Origin of the sequence: Rhodococcus sp. DMU2021 (assembly GCF_019641445.1) — a bacterium.
Taxonomy (GTDB): domain Bacteria; phylum Actinomycetota; class Actinomycetes; order Mycobacteriales; family Mycobacteriaceae; genus Rhodococcus; species Rhodococcus pyridinivorans.
In genome coordinates this window covers 109441-126193 of record NZ_JAIFKB010000016.1, presented here as the reverse complement: position 1 = coordinate 126193, position 16753 = coordinate 109441, and the positions used below count along the sequence as shown (strand labels likewise).

Genomic DNA, 16753 nt, shown 5'->3' with positions numbered 1-16753 from the left:
GCCCGAACCTGCGCACCTCACCGGAGGCGCCGTACCCGACCGGGGTTGTTGCGGCGGTGGCGTAGGTCTTCCCTCGGGCCGCCCCTTGTGGGTGACAGTCGGGTCGTCGGGCTGCCCCCGGGTGGACGCCGAGTCGTCCCGACGGGCAACCCGCGAGGGGCGGGTCGCACGCGTCGAACGCTCGGACCGCCGGCCAACCACGATCTGAGCGGAGCGAACCCGCCGCTAAACCACACACCCACCCGGCCACCGCGAGGCCACCCCTCCCGACCCGGCACACGAGGATGTGCCGCCGAAATCAGGAACCCCGCCCCGTCACCAACGGCGCGTTGCAGCGACCGCGCCAACCCCCCCTGGAACTCCGTCGACCCGCCCGGTGCTGTGTCGACCCGAAGTGACCTCACGGGTCAGCACAGGGCCAACCCCGCCACGGGCCAACCATCCACGTCGCACGCCACCCACGTCGCAGGCCCACAAGCCACCCCCGAAGCCGACCCCCGCCCAACCCACAGCCGACAACGATCCGGCCGGAGGCCACCCCCCCGGTCACCCCACCAGCCCGGCACACGAGGATGTGCCGCCGAAATCAGGAACCCCACCCCGTCACCAACGGCGCGTTGCAGCGACCGCGCCGAACGACACCCACCGACCCGTGCGGCACCGAAGGCGCACCGCCCCCGGAAACGAACCACCCACCAACACCGCGCAGGTCAACCCCCGGCCCCCTACCGGCGGCCGGGAGCCTGGGGAACCGGCGCCCTCAACCCAGCCCCACGGGCTGGGTTGCCCGGCCACCCTCCGGGTGACCGGGCCGGGCACCGGCACCCCAGGACGAACACCCCCAACGACGACGACCCTTCGCCCCGGGACACCCACACACCCCGGCCACCACCGGCAGGCGCCCACCCCACCCACCACAGGTGGCTGGGTTTTGGGCGCGCGGTGCGGGCGTGGGCGGTGGGGTGCGTGGTTCGGGCACCCAAGCGGTGTGTCTATGTATTGTGGACGTAGACACATTTTCGGGAGTCGAGAAGGCGGTGCTGTCCGTGAACGCGGTGGTCACAGACTCGGTGCGGGAGCAGGCCGCAGCCTTGGATGCGTTGCGTAGCGCTCATGCCCGCGAGAGCGACGAGCGTGGCCGGCTCGCGATGGCCACCGCGGTGACCGGTGCCGCGTTGGTGCGGGCTCGGGAGATGGACGTGCCGTGGCGGCAGTGCCAGGAGGCTCTCGGCGGGATCAACCGGGCCGCTGCGAACGTGCGGTGGAAGAACGCGCGGCAGCGAGCCGCCACCGGGGTGGATGCGGACTCCTCCCCCGATGCGCTGTCCGAGTTCGCGGACCGCTGGGGCGGCGACCGTCCGCTGCGTGAGCTCCAGGCCCTCGAGGTCGCTGCAGAGTGCGGTGCCCGCCAGGCCGGCGAAGTGGAGCGAGCGGCGTGTGAGGCGGAGCCGGGCCGCCGGGACTACGAGATCGACGACCTCGTCGGTCGCACGGTCGAGGATGCGGTCGAGGCCGGGCGCCTGGCGCTGGTACGCGCGGCTCGCAGCGGTCCGGTCCCCACGCTTGAGGCATGGCGGATCGTGTCGGAAGCAGCTGCAGCGTTCCGCCCGCTGTGGCGGCACACCGACCGGTGAGCAGCCCGGGGGCGCGTTGACACGCCGACGGGCCGGTGGCGGGTTCGCCGGTGGTCACCGCGTGTTCCCCGTACGCTGAGATCGGTCACGCCGCCCTCCGTGGTGGTAGCGGAATCCGATCGATCGAGGAATCCGACCCTGTCCGCCCGCGTGGACAGCGGTCGCGGGGTTGTCGTCCACGTGCCTCTGGTGGTCGCATGGACGCGAGCGTGACGACGGGGCCGGCTCCTTTTCGGGGAGCCGGCCCCGAGGCGTTTCCGGACCTGACGTGGGTGTCTCCCTCCGCCGCCTCGTGTCTCCCCGGGAGACCGCTGTCCAGCCAGGTCGCAGGGCATCGCCGGCGGTATGTCCCGTCGCCGGACTCTCGGGTCTGCAACAGGCGGTGAACCGGCTCGGTCCACTCGTGGCCATGAGCACTCGAACAGGTACCAGCGACCTCGCCTTCGCGTTCGCGGCCGCGCCGCTTCCGGCAGTTCTCGGGATCGGCGCGCTTGCGCTCCTCGGTCTCCTCGCGCTGGGTGTCGCGCTGCACCAGCCGCGGTACGCGAACCTCGGCGCTAGAAGCTGCCTCTGGCGCCCGCTGACGGGCTCCGCCGCAGTCCTCGCCGCCACCGTGGCGGTCGCGTACTGGCTGTTCCCGTGAGAGCTTCCCGCTCCCGCCTGAGCGGAGGGCTCGACGAGGCTCACCTGCTCTCGCCGGACCCCGGTCGGCGAGGGGTGTCTCCTCGGCTCGGTCGTGTGGCCTCCGAGACCGCTGTTCGGCCCGCGGGCGGCCCGGAGGACGCGAAACGCGGCACGCCCTCTGAGCGCTCCGCTCCCCCTTTCTGGCACAAGGAACCCCAGATTGGCTTTTTCGTCCGCGAGCGTGGCTCTCAGGCGGCAAAACGGGGGTCTCCCGTTCGCGTTCGGGACCCCAGATCTCCGATTGACCCGGAAACGCGTCAGCGAGCCGCTGACGCGTCGAGGACGCAAATCGGGCCCCGGGTCCGTCCGACGCCGTTTCGGGCGCCAGCGGGCCGCGCAGGCATCCGCAGGCCCCATCCGGCGCAGCCCGCCAGCCGACCAATCGCGGCCAAGACGATTCGACGCCACCCGAGCCGCCCCGGTCGCCGACCTCGGGCCCGACGAGTCGCCCGTCGCCCGTGCCGCACGACTCCTCCGCGCCGCACGACTCCCCCGCTCCACACGACTCCCATGAGCCGTGCATCGCAGGGGAAACCCCCGCGCCGCACGAAACCAGGGTGACCCCTGGGATACACGCAACACGCCAGACACGCGATACACGCAATACCCGGGTAATACACGAAACACGCGACACCCAATGGGCACGAGACCGGCACGAATGCAGGGATACGCGCGAAACACGAGAACCGAGCGCCACACGTGGGCCACGCGCAAAACGCGAAACACGGGATACACATGAAACCCGCGCACTCCCCAAATCGCGCGAACTACCCGACACCCAAGACACACACGCCACACCCCAGAAACCGGTATCCCACGACACACGAGATACCCGTTCAACCCGAGTACGCCGGGCCGCACTGGAAATGCGCGACACCCGCGATACCCGCCTACAACTCCCCTCCCCCGCCCCACCCGGATCCCGCGAAACACGCGCCCCCCGCCATTGCCCGGACTCCCCCGAGACCCGGGACACCCGCTTCACCCGCGCACGCCCGGACTCCCCAGCTCCACTCGACTCCCGCGATACCCGACAACACCGGCTTTCACTGGAGACGCGCGAGACCCGCGATACCCGTCCGCACCCCCGCTCCCCCGCCCCACCCGACTCGCGCGATACCCGTCTACACCCCGACTCCCTAGGCCCACCCGACTCCCGCGATACCCCTGAAGCCCGCGACTCCCGCGAGTCACATAACTCCCCCACTCCCATGACCCCCGCGAGACCCCACCAACACAAGACACCCGCGAAACCCCAAGTACCCGCGAACCCCATTTGACACGCGATTCCCCCGATGCACGCGTTCCGTGCAATACCCGGGCAATAGGGGTACTGCGTGAAACACGAGAGTCACACGAAACCCCACGTCAACCGGTAAAACGGGAACAACTGGAGACACACTCAACCGGGACAACACGCGAAACGCACGACCAACGCGACACCCACGAATCACGCGGAGCCTGGGAACAGTGGGACACCCACGCCACACGCGATACCGGTGCATCCCAACACACACACGAATCGCCGGTCACCCGCTATACCCCTCGAATACGAGATACCCGGAACCCACTGGTATAGCGGAATACCCGGCCAACACGTGCCACACCGGTCCCCCAACGAACACACCTCACACGCGATACCCGAACCTGACGGGAAGAGGGGGTAACACGAGACACCCGCGTTACCCGGAGAGGGCGTGCCACCCACGAATCGTGGGTCACACGTGACCCCCGCAGTACCCGACTGACCCATGCCACACGGGTTATCCACGGCACCCTTGTCACCCGCGAAACCCGGGAAGCGAGGGCGACACGCGAGACACGAGATACACGTGGCATACCCGACACCAGTGGTATGCGTGATACCCGTGACCAGCATGGAACCAGAGAAATGGGGGAGACACTCTAAACACGCGCATCACTAGAAACCGGGTGGACACACGAGACACGCTGTCCACGCGTTACCCTTCAACCACGCGAACCTCTCCAGTCACGGGAGTCACGCGCTACCACCGGACCCTGTGACACACGCGGATCGCGTGGAGAACCCGCCACCTACGGTTCTCGCACCACATCAACCACCAGAACACGAGGAGCTGCCGTGCAGCCTACGAATCTCGTCGCCCCCTCGCGTCGACACAGCGGGGGAGGGGTCCGATGAGCCTGACCCCTGCGGAACTCAACGCCGCACTCGACAAGTCCTGCTCGATGACCTCTCAGAAGGGTGGAGTCGCCAAGACCACCACCACCGCCCAGTACGCGAAGTTCCTCGCGAACGTCGGTGTGAAGGTCCTGATCGTCGACGCCGATACCAACCGCAGCATGACGGTCCTTACCGGCACCGGGCCGACTGTCGAGGACCCCGTCTCGATCGCCGACCTGATCAAGTACCCGACCGAGCCCAGCATCGTCGCTCGCGCTGCGCACCTGGCTACCGAACCGTGGCAGCCCGACACAACCCGGCCCTGGAAGCTCGGGGGAGCGCTCGTACCCGGAGGATCGGTTCATGTTGTGCCCTCACCGGGCGCAGCGCTGCAGGAGATCGCGGACGAGAAGCCCGCAGCCGCGCACTTGCGATTGTGGAAGGGGTTGCACGAGTCCGGACTGTCCTCGGACTACGACGTCGTGTTGATCGACTGCCCACCCTCGGTGGGGTCGACCACGGAACTCGCGATTCTCGCCTCCGGATGGGCCATCTTCCCGGCCCACCCGGAACTGCTCGGCACGGTCGGGTTCGCTGACGGCGTCCGAGCGGTCCAGCACTTCGCGGAGGCCTGGCGTCATCCGCTCGCAGTGGCAGGCGTCGTGGTCACCAAGGTCAACCGCACCACCGAGCACCGCATCGGAGTCGAAGGCACGGTCCAGTTCGTGAATGGGACCTGGCCTGACTCCGGCTTCGACGCCGACGATCCGCGGGACGCGTTCGCATCCGGGGTGTGGGCGCCGGCTATCAACGAAGCCGCGTTCGTCGCTGCTGCCAACGGTCGTGGCGAGTCCGTCGCCGACGCTCTGCCCTCGATGTTCACTGCAGCGGGGGAGCCGAAGATCAATACCGACTCGCAGTTGCGCCTGGTGTCCGCCTACATGCGGCACGCACTCAACCTTCTCGCGCTGCTCGCCCCGGAGCGGTACGAGGACACCATCGAGAAGCTCCAGAACGAACAGCTTCCTCAGGTGATGCGTGAGGTCCTGTTCGAGAGCCCGCTCAAGTTCACCGTCGAACCCGACGAAGACGACCATGTGCCGGCCGCAGACGCCGGTGGAGATGAAGGTGCGGCGGTTGCCGTGGCCGTCGCAGAAGGAGTTCAGTAATGGCGAAGATGACGTCAGGTCGACCCGATCGCTTCGGCGGCGGCACTCTGCCTCCGGCGTTCGTTGGCGCAACGGCACCTGCAGCAACGGCACCTGCAGCTGTCGAGCCCTCGCTCACTGCCGTCCCGGAGACGACGCCGGTGGCCGAGACTCCCGCACCCGCGCCGTCGGAGGTCGAGGAAGCTCCGGAACCGAAGGCCGCTCCGGAACCGACGAAGAAAAAGAGCACCACGTCGCGCAGCAAGCGGGTCGTCGAATCCACTAACAGCGAGGTCCGTCGCAAGTACGTCGAGTGGGACCAGTCGATCGAGGACGAGTTCCAGGACGGCTGCGACGACTGGTACGGCGACCGCGACCGTCGTGAGCGCAAGCGTCGCCTTGGCCGCCGTCCGTCGGACAACGCTATGGTCATCGCGTTGATGCGCCTCGGTCTCGAGACGATCGCCAAGGACCCGAAGGCCAACGATCGGCTTGAGGATCTGCTGCCGGTAGACGCACGGCGCCGCCGAAAGTCCTGATCCCCCTATATATAGAGCGCAGTATCCCCGGGAAGACCACGTGTCTCCCGGGGATACCGCTGTCCGAGGCAGGTCATGGGGTCGGTGGTGGGGGAGCGCAGCCCGCAGAGCAGTTTGCCGGCGAACTCAAAGGGGTTCGCCGGCGAGAGGTCATGCCCCTCAGTTCGAAGTACGCCCGGTCCAGGACAAAAGAGTGCCCAATCAGGGACTGGGGACACCGAAAGTGCAGATCAAAGGACTGATCAGCACCACCATCTCTTGCGGCAGAAGCGGCTCTCGCCGCCACCTCCGCCACCACCACCGCTGTAGCTGGGGCTGCTGTAGTCCGGTCGGATATCGAGTTCACCGTTGGCGTTGAAGTAGTACTGCGTCTCATCGTCGTCGGAGGTGCCGATCTGGCCGTCCGCACCGGCGCGGAGCGCATCGAGCTGTGCTTGTTGCTCGCGGCGGATGCGTTCCTTCTCATCGCGAATGCGTGCCTCCTCGTCGCGCCGCAATTTCTCGTCCACCCGAGGCTGGTCAGCGACGCGGCACGCCGCTTGGGAGCCCGCCGACGAATCCCACGCGCTCTGGCTAGCCGAGACCAGGAGAGCGAACTGAGCAGTGTCCCCGCCGAGATACGTAGTAGCCGCGGCGATCTGCTCGTCGAGCGGCGTGCTCGCCGCGATCGAGAAATCGAGGTCCGGATCGGCGATCGAGCCGTGGCCTTCGGCGAGTAGCACCTCGTTGGCGGACCCACCGACAGCCGGCGCTGTACTCGTCGCCGAGGCCGCGGTGGTCGAGGGCGCCGGTGGGGCGGAAGAGACAGGCCCGGTCACGGATGTTGTCGGCGGTGAGACAGTCGTGGTCGCAGCGAGCGGCGCGGAAGTAAAGACATAGCCGGACGAGCTGTCCAACGTGTTGAACGAGCCAAAACTTGCCCTCGCTACCCGCACGGCAGTTCCAGCCGGCAGGAGATCTGCGAGCCGTGCCCGTAGAGCCTGCACCGCTCGATCACCATCCTCGCCGCAGGACGGTGCCTGCACCCGGGCGAGGGTGATCGTCCTCGTCGACTCGCCGAAGTCGATGTCAGCGGTCGGGAGCCGACCGAGGACATCGGTGGAGATGATCGTCCCGACCCATTCCGACTTCAGGGGGTCGGCCTGTGACCACCCGAGTTCGGTCTTCAAATCGTCGGCGGCGCACGACCCCGCCACGCCGAGCAAGAGCACGACAACCGCCACGCCACCTGCGATCTTCCACTTCTTACTCAACGAGCCCTTCTTCGCCACTCTCTGGTCACCACGCGCTTTCTCATGACGGTCGGGACCCGAGGGGGAGGGGCACGGCCGGTACACATCAACCCGCCGAGCGTAGTGTCCTCGAATTTTCCTATTGCCAGGTCAGGGGGCTCGTAGTGCGCCAGCTCACGAGAACACCCTGTCGGCTGAGCGATCGACAGGCCTACAAACGCAGTCATTGAAATAGCGGATACAAGGAGCGTCGCTGTCTGTCTCCCATCTCCCGGGGAGACAGCTGTCCGCCTCCGTGGACGTACGGAGAAACCTGCCGGCAGGGGGACGAGCACCTGGAGGCTCGTCGAATTCGTCCAGGTCAGCGCCGGTGGAGAAGCGACATGGTCCTATGTCGCGACCACCACGCCCAACCACCCAGGAGGACCGCGATGACCGAGACGATGCCCGCGCGATGGGACCGCGCAACGGCGACCACGCTCGCCCGTCTCCGCGAGACGACCGGCCGCCCGGTGAGCTTCCTGGTGACTCAAGCGGTCCTCCACGCGACGAATGACGGAGCCGATCTGACCAATTACTTCGCCACCCCCGCCCGTGGTGACACCGTCCGCACGACCGTCACCCTGCGCGGCGACGTCGCCAGCAAGCTCGACTCGATCGCCGCAGCACATCCGTCGGCAAGAGGAGTGCGCAGTAGATACGCCGTGGTTCGGGCCTGCGTGCGATGGTGGCTCGACACCGACCTCGATGACCTGTCCGCTCGCCTGGGCGGGCAGTGGCTCCGAGTGGAGGCGCGTCGTGCCTGAACCCCGTCAGCTGCGGAGACCGCGCCGGACCACCAGCGGCCCCGGCTTCGTTCAGATCCCCAAGACGTTCGAGAAGCAGTGCCTGGCCGACGAACTCACCCTCGAAGAGATCGGACTGCTCACCCTCGCGAATACCCATCCCGAGACCAAACACGTCGGCGTCCTCTACCGCCCGAACGAATGGAACGACGTGTTCGGCGGGACCAGTCACGTCGGGCGACTCCTCGACAACCTGCAGGCCAAAGGAAAGGTCGCCCTCGATGGGTACTGGGTCCTCATCCGCGGCTGGATGCCCACTCGCGGGTTTCGTCAGCCGAAGTACTTCTCCTCTGGTCTGTACAGCCTTGTGCACCAAGTCGACTCACCGCTGCTCCGGATGGTGATCGGATCCGAACTCCTCGGCCTGCGACTGTGCGACCAGACGCCCGCGGACCTGGAGAAGAACCGGATGTACCAGTACGCCTCGGAGTACTGGGAGGAAATCACCGGCTGCCCTTTGATTCCCGCCAGTTCGATGACCGGCGACCTCCTGCGGCCCCCGGAGGAGATGCTCGATCACCTTGCTGTGATGCCCGGCGCGGAAACGGCATTCAAGGGCCTCACATCGCGGTCGTGGTCCGTGATCGACGAGCCGCTGCGTGCCCCACTGCAGCGCTCACTGTTGTCCCGGTTCGGAGACAATCGGTTCGGGCATCTCAACAGCACCCGGCTCGGTTGACCGGCTCTATCCGCTCCACCGTCGCCGAGCTGTATCCACGGCCGGTGGATCCCAACAACTCCCGAGCGTCCGGCACGAGACGGTCAGCGCAGCCCACCACCGCCGCAGCCGCCGGCCGATTTCGAGAGAGTTGCCCATGCCTGCCACTCATTCCGCAGAACGCACCAAGTTCCTCACCGATGTCTTCACTACCGCGATGGAAGGCGGGGTCTCGTACTGGGCATCAGTGCTCGAATACAGGCACACCGAGTCGCCGCGGGCGGTGCTCGTTCACACCGAGGAGCTCATTCTCGATCACGAGACCATGAGCTGGGTTCCCGGTCCGGACGCGGAGGAACTTATCGTCGATCTCGATGTCGTAGCGCAAGGGATCAGTCGAATCATCAAGGGAGAGGTCGACTACTTGCCCGAGACGCATCGCGCGCGGATCGCCGCCGCCAGCCGGGAGAACGACATGATGCCGGCAGATGGCCGACACGGTGACATCGACGCGGGGATCGCCGAGCACGTCGTGCAGGCAGCACTGTTCGGTGCGATCGTGCACGGTTGAGCATTCGGCTACGACAGGAACAAGCCCGTCCCGATCACGTCGGGGCGGGCTTCGTCGTGGGGTCGGAACTACCTTCGCAGGACGGGATTTCGAGCTGTCCACGACAGGACTCGGCGGGGCATTTGTCCGGTATTTCCGGTGGTGTAGGGATGGTGTAGGTCTGCCATAGGGTATGCCGATTTCCGTCGGCCCCGATCTGGCATAGCCCTGCCATACCCAATGCCGATTCAGATAATTCGGACAGTCATGGGGTATGCCATCCGCGCGATGGACGATGGGTTCCGGAATCATCACCGCAGGTCAAGCCACACGCTCTGGAACGACGCTCGTGTGGCGTAGGGTATGCCGCCCAATCGGTCTGGCATAGGCGTGGCATAGGGGTGGCATACCCATGGCATACCGCCTATCGCGCGAATAAGAACTGAGATATAAGAACTACTAGTGGTCACCTTGGGTAGGTGGGGGGTGTGGGGGGAGGGGCAAATTCGCGACGCACGGTCGCCACACGAACGCGACCTGCAGCCGGCTCGACGCTCTGCGGACCCAACGAACCGTCGCCAGGCTGCGGGCCCGCTGTCCCGGCTGACGCCGAGACGCCCAGATCGATCCGCCTCTCAGACGTTCTGAAACCCCCGACCGGGCACAGGAACCCACCCCACACTCTTCAGGCGCCCCACGGCCCGCACAGCCGTACAAAACATCGACCGGAGAACAGCCGCCCGGCCGCCTCTCGACGCCAGCTCACCCGCGTAACCCTCCGCTCGTCCATCGGATGCGCCCCTTCCCGGGCGCCGGCCCCGCCCGCTTCCGTTCGATGCACCCTCACCGAACAGGCACACCCGGTCGCGGTCGAACCAAGGCGCCACCTCGATAGGGACACCGAAACTGCTGGACACACGACCATTTCGTCTTCCGACCGGACTGGAGAAGCGAAACCGTAGCCTTTCGCGCACCACCACGACCACCAATCGAAAGGCCCCGGTATGCCCCTCCGCGCAGCCGCGGACACCGAACTCGCCACAGTCGTCTCGGACGCGGTCGCAGCCGCCCTGCCCGCCTTCATCGACGCTGTTACCGCAGCCGTGCTGTCCGACCCTCGCCTCACCGTCCGGCAGGGCTTCATCGCCGACACACCCGCACCGGCAGGTGCCTCTGCCACTGCCGGGCTTCAAGCGGTGCTCGCCGCGAACCCGAAGCACCGGCCGGCCGACCCGGACGCGTGGATCGCCGCGGTCGCTGAGCACTACCCGGCTGCTGCGCCGGCACTGGAGTGGGCATGGTCCGATCAGTGCCCTACCGACTACTGGCGACGCCTCCGCGGTGCACCGAGCATCGCCAGGAGGCCAGGGCGCAGTACCCGAAGCGAACTCGACCAGCTGCTGTCCGAGCACTCTCTTGCCACCACTCGAGATCGCGCCGACCTCGTCATCGACCTCAGCGCTGCCGTCGAGACTGTGCGGGCCGCGATCGCCGAACGGCACACCGCAAAGGCGACCTACACCTGGCGGCGCAACCTTCTCGCCGCCGCGCACGTCACCGGCGGCAACCTTCATCAGGCCGTCACCGTGATCTGCTGGTGCCTGCACTCACGGCCCCACTGGCAGCGCACCATCACCCAGGCCCCGTCGAAGTCCACCTTCGAGAAGATGCTCGGCGACTGGCGCGCCGATGGACAGGACTGGACCATCGCCGATGTCGCCGAACCCGAGATGGCTGAGCAACTGCGCGACCTCGGACGGACATGGACGCGGTACCAGAGCAAGCACGGGGGAGGGGCGTCTCCGTCGGTGCCCCGCACCGGCCGCAACCTCCACCGCGCCCTCGCAGGCGACGGCATCGAGGCGGTTCCGGCCGCCGAGCTCGGTGCGCTGATGCGGTGGTGGTTCGAGGAGGGCAATGCCCGCTTCCACATCCGGGACGCCGATTTCCCCACCCCTGACGTTGTGTCGCGCGCGCTGCTCGCGATGCGGACCTCCCGTACCGCAGGTCCGTCGAACGGCGTCGCCGCCACCAACACCGCCGCCTCGGGGGTGCGCGCCCATACCGATCTGAGCGAACTCGAGGGACTTGCATGAGCACACCCAACAGCCCCCGCCGCATCTCCGCGGTCCTCGGACAGGTCACCACGATCGAGGTGCCCTGCCGCGACTGCGGCGCTCTCGTCGCTCGTCCCGCACAGCTTCCCGGCCGCCCGGAAGGCTGGCGCGACGCTGTCCGGTGTCGGGTGCATGCCGCCGCAGCAGGCGTCGACGCTGCCTCTGCCCGCGCCGCGTCCGCCCGAGATCGCGACCGTCATACGTGGTTCGACACTGTCCGCGCATTCGACGCGGTCGCCGGCTACGAGCACGCGAGTGTCGACGAGATCGACTCGACCAAGACTGCTGCCGCATGCCTTCGCCTCATCGATACCCACACCGCGGCCGATCCGCACGGCGGTCATCGCGGTGGCATCGCGCTCATCGGACCCACCGGGATCGGCAAGACCCGCGCCATGTTCTCAGTCGTCAATGCGCTCGCCCCCGGCCGCCGCGCGCTCGTCGGCAGCGAAGACACCATCCTCGCCGTCGACGTGACGCCGTGGGAACTCACCGCCGCGATCACCGCGCGGATCACCGGAGTCGAAGTCCTCGGCATCGACGACGTCGGAGTGTCCCTACGCCGGCCCGACGAGCGAATGCTCGCCTGGAAGGCATTGGCCGACGCAGTAGCCCGTGCCACTCACCCAGTGACAGTCGTGATCACCACGAACTTGCAGGGGTGGACGGCGTTGACCGGTTGGGTTGGCGCGCAGGCTGCATCGCGATTGTCCGGATGGATGCCGCTGGCGTCCCCGGGGTGGACCGATCGCCGCACAGGTAGAACGCATGAGCAGTGGCGCAACGACCTGCTCGCCGCCCAACGACCCGAGGAGCGAAACCGATGAGCCAGACCGGCATCGAACTCCCCGAGGCGCTCGAGATCCCGGCCCGCGGATGGCTGCGGGGCCTGTTCGATCGCAGTGCACCGGACCTTGCTGGCCAGATGGACGCCGCGGTCGCCGCGGTGCGTTCGAGTCGTCGACCCGAGTACGTGGCGGTGTTCGGAGGCAAGGGGGGAGCGGGCAAGACGACCACCTCCACCGGGATCGGGTCGATGCTCGCCGCGGTGATGCGTGACCGGGTGGCAGTTGTCGACTCCAACCCGGACAAGGGCACGCTGCGACTCAAGTTCCCGAAAGGGCAGTCCGCGCTCCCGCTGCAGCAGCTCGCCGGCCGTACCGAGGTGCTCCATAGTTACTCGGACCTGCGGCCGTATCTGCTGTCCAACGACCTCGGCCTCGACGCGCTCACCTCGACGCGGCACCGGGACACGACCTCGGACGGTCCGGTGTACGCCGAGATCCTCGACTTCCTCACCGCCGACTACCGCGTGGTCGTCGCCGACTGCGGCACCAGCGCAACGTCCGATGTGGCCCGTGAGGTCCTGGCCCGTGCCACGCAGTTGGTGGTCGTCACGCCGGCCCAGATCGACGGGTTCTACGCGCTGCTGGAGACACTCGATGAGCTGGTCGACATGCGGCGTTCCAAGCTGCTCGGCGATGCGGTGGCGGTGATCAACGGGATCCACGAGTCGACCTCGGTGGACGTCGACAAGATCCACGCTGATCTCAAGCGGCGTGTGCGGGCGGTGCGGCGGATCCCGCACGATCCGCTCTTGGCAGCAGGTGCGGCGTTCGACTTCGGCCAGCTGCAGCCGGAGACGAAGGTCGCCTATGCCGAGCTCGCTGCGACGGTCACCGCACGCTTCGGGTGACGGCGTCAGCACGATGTCAGCGCTGCCGGAAACCTCGTCGAACAGGCGTGGGCGCATGATGAAACACCATCACCTTGGGATTCATACCGTCACTCCGACATTCGGGTCTCGACGGAAGGAACTCTGCGGGGGCAAGCAAGCGACGCCCCCGACGTTCACGGTCAACCCGTGCACGCGCTCAGGGAGTGGACCGTGGCCTGATGCGCCGAGCAGAGATGGCGCTGCGGCGACTGACGCCCTCTCAGATGCCGTTGCTGATGGATGCACTGGAGGAGAAGGCGCGTCCCGGTATGAAGTTCGCGACTGTGCTCGAAGGGGTGTACCGGGAGCACCTCACCGGGGTGCCCGGTGAAGTGACGGCGATGTTTGCCGCCGAGCACAAGATCGCGGTCGAGGACGCATTTGAGCATGCTCGCCGCATGGCGATCGCTGACTACCCGCAAGACCCAGCGATGACCGCAAGCATCTTGGAATGGATGGCGGAGTCGTACAGCGCAGTGGTGTTCGCGACGAGAACTCGCCACGCCTACTTCGCAAGCGAAGAGACGACCGCGCTGGTCCTCGCCGGAGCGCAGGAGACTGTCGTTGAGCATTCGGTGACTGCTGTAGACCTGCCGTCCCCTGACGGTGTGGCGTACCTGAACCGGGCCGACGGCGCTCTCGCGCTGGTATGGACGACGCACGAGGACATCACGACCGTGGCGATCGCTACCGCTGCAGGTGTCGGTGAATACCTGCTCGACGAGACGGAACCGGTCTCACCGCCGTTGCCGTCGGCATCGTTCCGGCTGTCTGCCGATGGGACGGACGCGGCACCGGTTCCGGTCGCCGATGAAATCGAGGCGCTGCCGGAGCAGCAGTGGGGGAGCGGCGAGTACGACCATTACGCAGCTCCCCGGGCGATCCCCGTGTTCCTGTCACTGGTGCACATGCTGCGGCAACAGCGGCTCATCGACGCGGAAGAGGTCACTGCCCGCAGCTCCCATCGCAGCACGCAGAACGGCCCTCGCCGATCGGGGACCGCCACAATTACCTACTTGCGGTACAGCTCCCGCTCCGGCTCCGCACTGGGGGTGGTCGTGATCGTCGGTACACACACCGGTGGGTGGTCCGCGGCCACTGGCGGCGTCAGTGGTACCCGAGTCTGCAGAGGCACGTTCCGATTTGGATCACTGATTACATCGCCGGACCGGAGGACGCACCGATCATGGTGCGTGAGAAGGTGCGGTTGGTCAGCTGATCGGACCGCACGTGGAGTCCACCGGCACTCGCTGGACTCCACGTGCGGTCCCGGGTGCTGTCCGCGACGGGCAGGCATGAGAACGCGAGATGCGGCCACAACCAACCCGGTGCGGCGGAGCTGTCCAGCCCGGGCACGGATGTCGATCATCGGAGGACCCAACACCGCGCCGGCCTCTGCAACATCTGCCGCCGGCGGTCGGCATCGTGCGATGGCATCAGCTCACCGACAACCACTTCTGGAGGTACACGTGAACGCCGACAATCGGATCCCGACCAGCTCTCCGTGGGGCGCCGTGCAGGACGGCCGCGTTCTCGCCGACGGCATCATCATCGTCTGGACATCCGGGCACGGCGGCGTGCGGATCAGCCCCGAACGGTTGAAGCAAATGCCTGCCGCCCTGCGGCTCGGGCGCCGACGTTGGTTCGAGGAAGACTGCGAGGCAGCACTCGTCGGACTTGCCTTCGCCGACGACCTCGAATTCACCGACAGTCGGCGAGACGACCTGGCCGCCGTCGTCGCCAACTGGTTCCCGACGAACTGGGAGGCGTACTTCGGTCGCACGCTCGAGCCGGGAGAGTCGTACCTGCGGGACAAGGAAACCTTCGAAGCGGCCACGGCCGACCAGTTCGTTGTCGACAGTGCGTTGGGGGACTGGCACGAGGACGTCCCAGCAGGACTGGTCGGAGTGACCGCACTCCGCCGCAGTGACGGCATCCGCGGCAAGTTCCTGGTGGCCGCGGAGCGGTACTCACGGCGCGACCGGTTCGGGTACGTGATCGACGAGACGGTCGACGTGGTGTGGTCGTCCGCGCCGAAACTCGCGGCGTAGTCACCGGACGGTCGGCCCTCGGGGAAGTCGCTCCCCGGGGGTCGACCCGCGTCGTCTCCATGAAGCCGGCTGTCCGCCGGCGATGTTGATTCGCGCCGTACGGTGCAGCGTTGCAACACCTGCGATCCCCGCTCGCGAACCTTGCGTCGCCCGATAGGCCCCGACAGTGAGGAACCGAATTATGGGAACCGATGTCTACTCATCCGCCCGACTGACCATCACTGAAGAGCAGTCGACCGCGCCGACGTTCAAGGAGATCGTCGACCGGCTGCTGGAGATCCCCGAGCTCGACGAGGTCGACGCGTCCGACACGCCCTTCGACACCGTCGTGTCGGCGCTGATGTCGACGATGTACGAGGCGACCGGCACGGACGAAATCGAGAAGGACGGCGACACGTTCGTGCTCTCCGTTTCCGGGTGGGGGCGGCTCCGAGGAATGGAGGAAACCCTGCGGGTGCTCGCCGATGCTGGCTTCGTGGGCGAGATCGAATGTGAGGACGAGCACAGCGACCGGTGGCGGTACCGGATCGACGACGCCGGGCTCGTTCACCGTGATGCAGGCGAAACCATCTACACGGGGGGCCCGATCACAGGGGTCTGGCTTGTGCAGATGCAGTACCCAGATGACAGCGACCTCGACCACGTCGCCGTCGTCGGCGCCGAACAGGACGCCGAGCCGATTCTCGCCGGCTGGGCGCGCAGGGACGCCCGCGAACTCATCGAGCGCGGCGAGCTGGCCGCCTCGCGTATCGACCTCGACGTGGACGATTCGGCGTTCCTTGACAGGTGGGCCGAGGTCGGCGGCGTGAAGTGGGACGTCTACCAGCCGAAGTGACTACCGCGGACGTGGGTGTCGTGGTGAAACACCCCGACACCACGCCACGCACGGTGGTGGACATCCCGCTCCCACCGAAAGGACCGACTGTGCAGATCTTCGACCTCCCGACCAACCTGGCCTGCATCCAGCCTGACTCGGCGGGAAGCGAGAACTGGGTCGCCCTCACCCGCGGGCTGCCTGGCTCGGGCAAGAGCTCCCTCGCACGGCTGTGGGTGCAGCAGGACCCAGAGCGTCGGGTTCGAATCAGCCGTGACGATCTCCGCGCCGAACTGTTCGCGGCAGCCGGAAGGCTCACCGAGGAACAGGAAGAGGCCATCACCGCGACCCAACGAGCGCGGACCGCAGTCGCGCTCAGGCAGGGCTGTTCGGTTGTATGCGACGACACCCTGCTCGACCCCGCGCACCTCACGGCATGGGAGGAGTTCCTCGCCCCGTTCGGCGTTCCCGTGGTCGTTGTCGATGTGCCGACCCCGGTCGACGAGTGCATTCGCCGCGACCGTGAACGTGGCGCCGCAGGAGGTCGCCAGGTAGGGGAGGACGTCATCCACATGCTCGCCGAGCGCTACGGATATCCGGGTGCGCAGTGCTGACCGGCGG

General features: G+C 67.1%; 14 protein-coding genes. 13 read left to right on the top strand and 1 reads right to left on the bottom strand.

The genetic code is table 11. The annotated features are described in order from the left end of the window. The first annotated feature begins 1001 nt into the window (after window positions 1–1001). From K3M35_RS20125 to K3M35_RS20110, 4 genes are all read left to right on the top strand, one after another. A complete protein-coding gene (locus K3M35_RS20125) occupies window positions 1002–1634 on the top strand; it encodes a hypothetical protein (RefSeq protein WP_138846042.1) in 633 nt (210 codons plus the stop codon). A 409-nt stretch (window positions 1635–2043) separates the two neighbouring features. Next, the gene (locus K3M35_RS20120) at window positions 2044–2277 is read left to right on the top strand and encodes a hypothetical protein (RefSeq protein ID WP_138846041.1); all 234 of its coding nucleotides are present in this window, start codon (window positions 2044–2046) and stop codon (window positions 2275–2277) included. Window positions 2278–4475: 2198 nt separating this feature from the next. Continuing rightward, entirely contained in the window at window positions 4476–5630 is a 1155-nt protein-coding gene (locus K3M35_RS20115) for a ParA family protein (RefSeq protein WP_138846040.1), read from the top strand. Next, window positions 5630–6148, top strand: a complete 519-nt coding sequence (locus K3M35_RS20110; protein WP_228045357.1) for a hypothetical protein — start codon at window positions 5630–5632, stop codon at window positions 6146–6148. The genes K3M35_RS20115 and K3M35_RS20110 overlap by 1 nt, the downstream gene beginning before the upstream one ends. Window positions 6149–6390: 242 nt before the next feature. On the opposite strand, the gene K3M35_RS20105 is transcribed toward K3M35_RS20110, so the two are convergent. After that, a complete protein-coding gene (locus tag K3M35_RS20105; RefSeq protein ID WP_138846039.1) occupies window positions 6391–7401 on the bottom strand; it encodes a hypothetical protein in 1011 nt (336 codons plus the stop codon). A 410-nt stretch (window positions 7402–7811) separates the two neighbouring features. Between K3M35_RS20105 and K3M35_RS20100 the strand changes: the two genes are divergently transcribed. The 9 genes from K3M35_RS20100 (at window position 7812) to K3M35_RS20060 (ending at window position 16746) form a co-directional block, all read left to right on the top strand. Continuing rightward, window positions 7812–8186: a hypothetical protein gene (locus K3M35_RS20100; protein WP_138846038.1), complete on the top strand. Its 375-nt coding sequence runs from the start codon at window positions 7812–7814 to the stop codon at window positions 8184–8186. Further along, window positions 8179–8904: a hypothetical protein gene (locus K3M35_RS20095; protein ID WP_138846037.1), complete on the top strand. Its 726-nt coding sequence runs from the start codon at window positions 8179–8181 to the stop codon at window positions 8902–8904. Before K3M35_RS20100 ends, K3M35_RS20095 begins: the two co-directional genes overlap by 8 nt. Before the next feature lie 136 nt (window positions 8905–9040). Then, window positions 9041–9454 carry a hypothetical protein gene (locus K3M35_RS20090; protein ID WP_138846036.1) on the top strand — a complete coding sequence of 138 codons (414 nt, stop codon included), beginning with the start codon at window positions 9041–9043 and terminating at the stop codon, window positions 9452–9454. 983 nt (window positions 9455–10437) lie between these two features. Continuing rightward, complete coding sequence (locus K3M35_RS20085) at window positions 10438–11529, top strand: hypothetical protein (protein WP_138846035.1); 1092 nt, start codon at window positions 10438–10440, stop codon at window positions 11527–11529. Then, on the top strand, window positions 11526–12377 hold the full coding sequence (locus K3M35_RS20080) for a hypothetical protein (RefSeq protein WP_138846034.1): 852 nt from the start codon (window positions 11526–11528) through the stop codon (window positions 12375–12377). The genes K3M35_RS20085 and K3M35_RS20080 overlap by 4 nt, the downstream gene beginning before the upstream one ends. After that, a complete protein-coding gene (locus tag K3M35_RS20075; protein WP_138846033.1) occupies window positions 12374–13246 on the top strand; it encodes an AAA family ATPase in 873 nt (290 codons plus the stop codon). The genes K3M35_RS20080 and K3M35_RS20075 overlap by 4 nt, the downstream gene beginning before the upstream one ends. Before the next feature lie 1490 nt (window positions 13247–14736). Beyond that, window positions 14737–15318 (top strand): hypothetical protein, encoded by a 582-nt coding sequence (locus K3M35_RS20070; protein WP_138846032.1) that lies wholly within the window; start codon window positions 14737–14739, stop codon window positions 15316–15318. A gap of 181 nt (window positions 15319–15499) precedes the next feature. Beyond that, entirely contained in the window at window positions 15500–16153 is a 654-nt protein-coding gene (locus K3M35_RS20065; RefSeq protein WP_138846031.1) for a hypothetical protein, read from the top strand. Window positions 16154–16242: 89 nt separating this feature from the next. Continuing rightward, on the top strand, window positions 16243–16746 hold the full coding sequence (locus tag K3M35_RS20060) for an AAA family ATPase (protein WP_175428140.1): 504 nt from the start codon (window positions 16243–16245) through the stop codon (window positions 16744–16746). Window positions 16747–16753: the final 7 nt, after the last annotated feature.

Bases quoted from the DNA above. Each gene is read 5' to 3' on its own strand.
- K3M35_RS20120 (WP_138846041.1), top strand. From the start codon at position 2,044: ATGAGCACTCGAACAGGTACCAGCGACCTCGCCTTCGCGTTCGCGGCC.
- K3M35_RS20115 (WP_138846040.1), top strand. From the start codon at position 4,476: ATGAGCCTGACCCCTGCGGAACTCAACGCCGCACTCGACAAGTCCTGC.
- K3M35_RS20110 (WP_228045357.1), top strand. From the start codon at position 5,630: ATGGCGAAGATGACGTCAGGTCGACCCGATCGCTTCGGCGGCGGCACT.
- K3M35_RS20100 (WP_138846038.1), top strand. From the start codon at position 7,812: ATGACCGAGACGATGCCCGCGCGATGGGACCGCGCAACGGCGACCACG.
- K3M35_RS20090 (WP_138846036.1), top strand. From the start codon at position 9,041: ATGCCTGCCACTCATTCCGCAGAACGCACCAAGTTCCTCACCGATGTC.
- K3M35_RS20085 (WP_138846035.1), top strand. From the start codon at position 10,438: ATGCCCCTCCGCGCAGCCGCGGACACCGAACTCGCCACAGTCGTCTCG.
- K3M35_RS20080 (WP_138846034.1), top strand. From the start codon at position 11,526: ATGAGCACACCCAACAGCCCCCGCCGCATCTCCGCGGTCCTCGGACAG.
- K3M35_RS20075 (WP_138846033.1), top strand. From the start codon at position 12,374: ATGAGCCAGACCGGCATCGAACTCCCCGAGGCGCTCGAGATCCCGGCC.
- K3M35_RS20065 (WP_138846031.1), top strand. From the start codon at position 15,500: ATGGGAACCGATGTCTACTCATCCGCCCGACTGACCATCACTGAAGAG.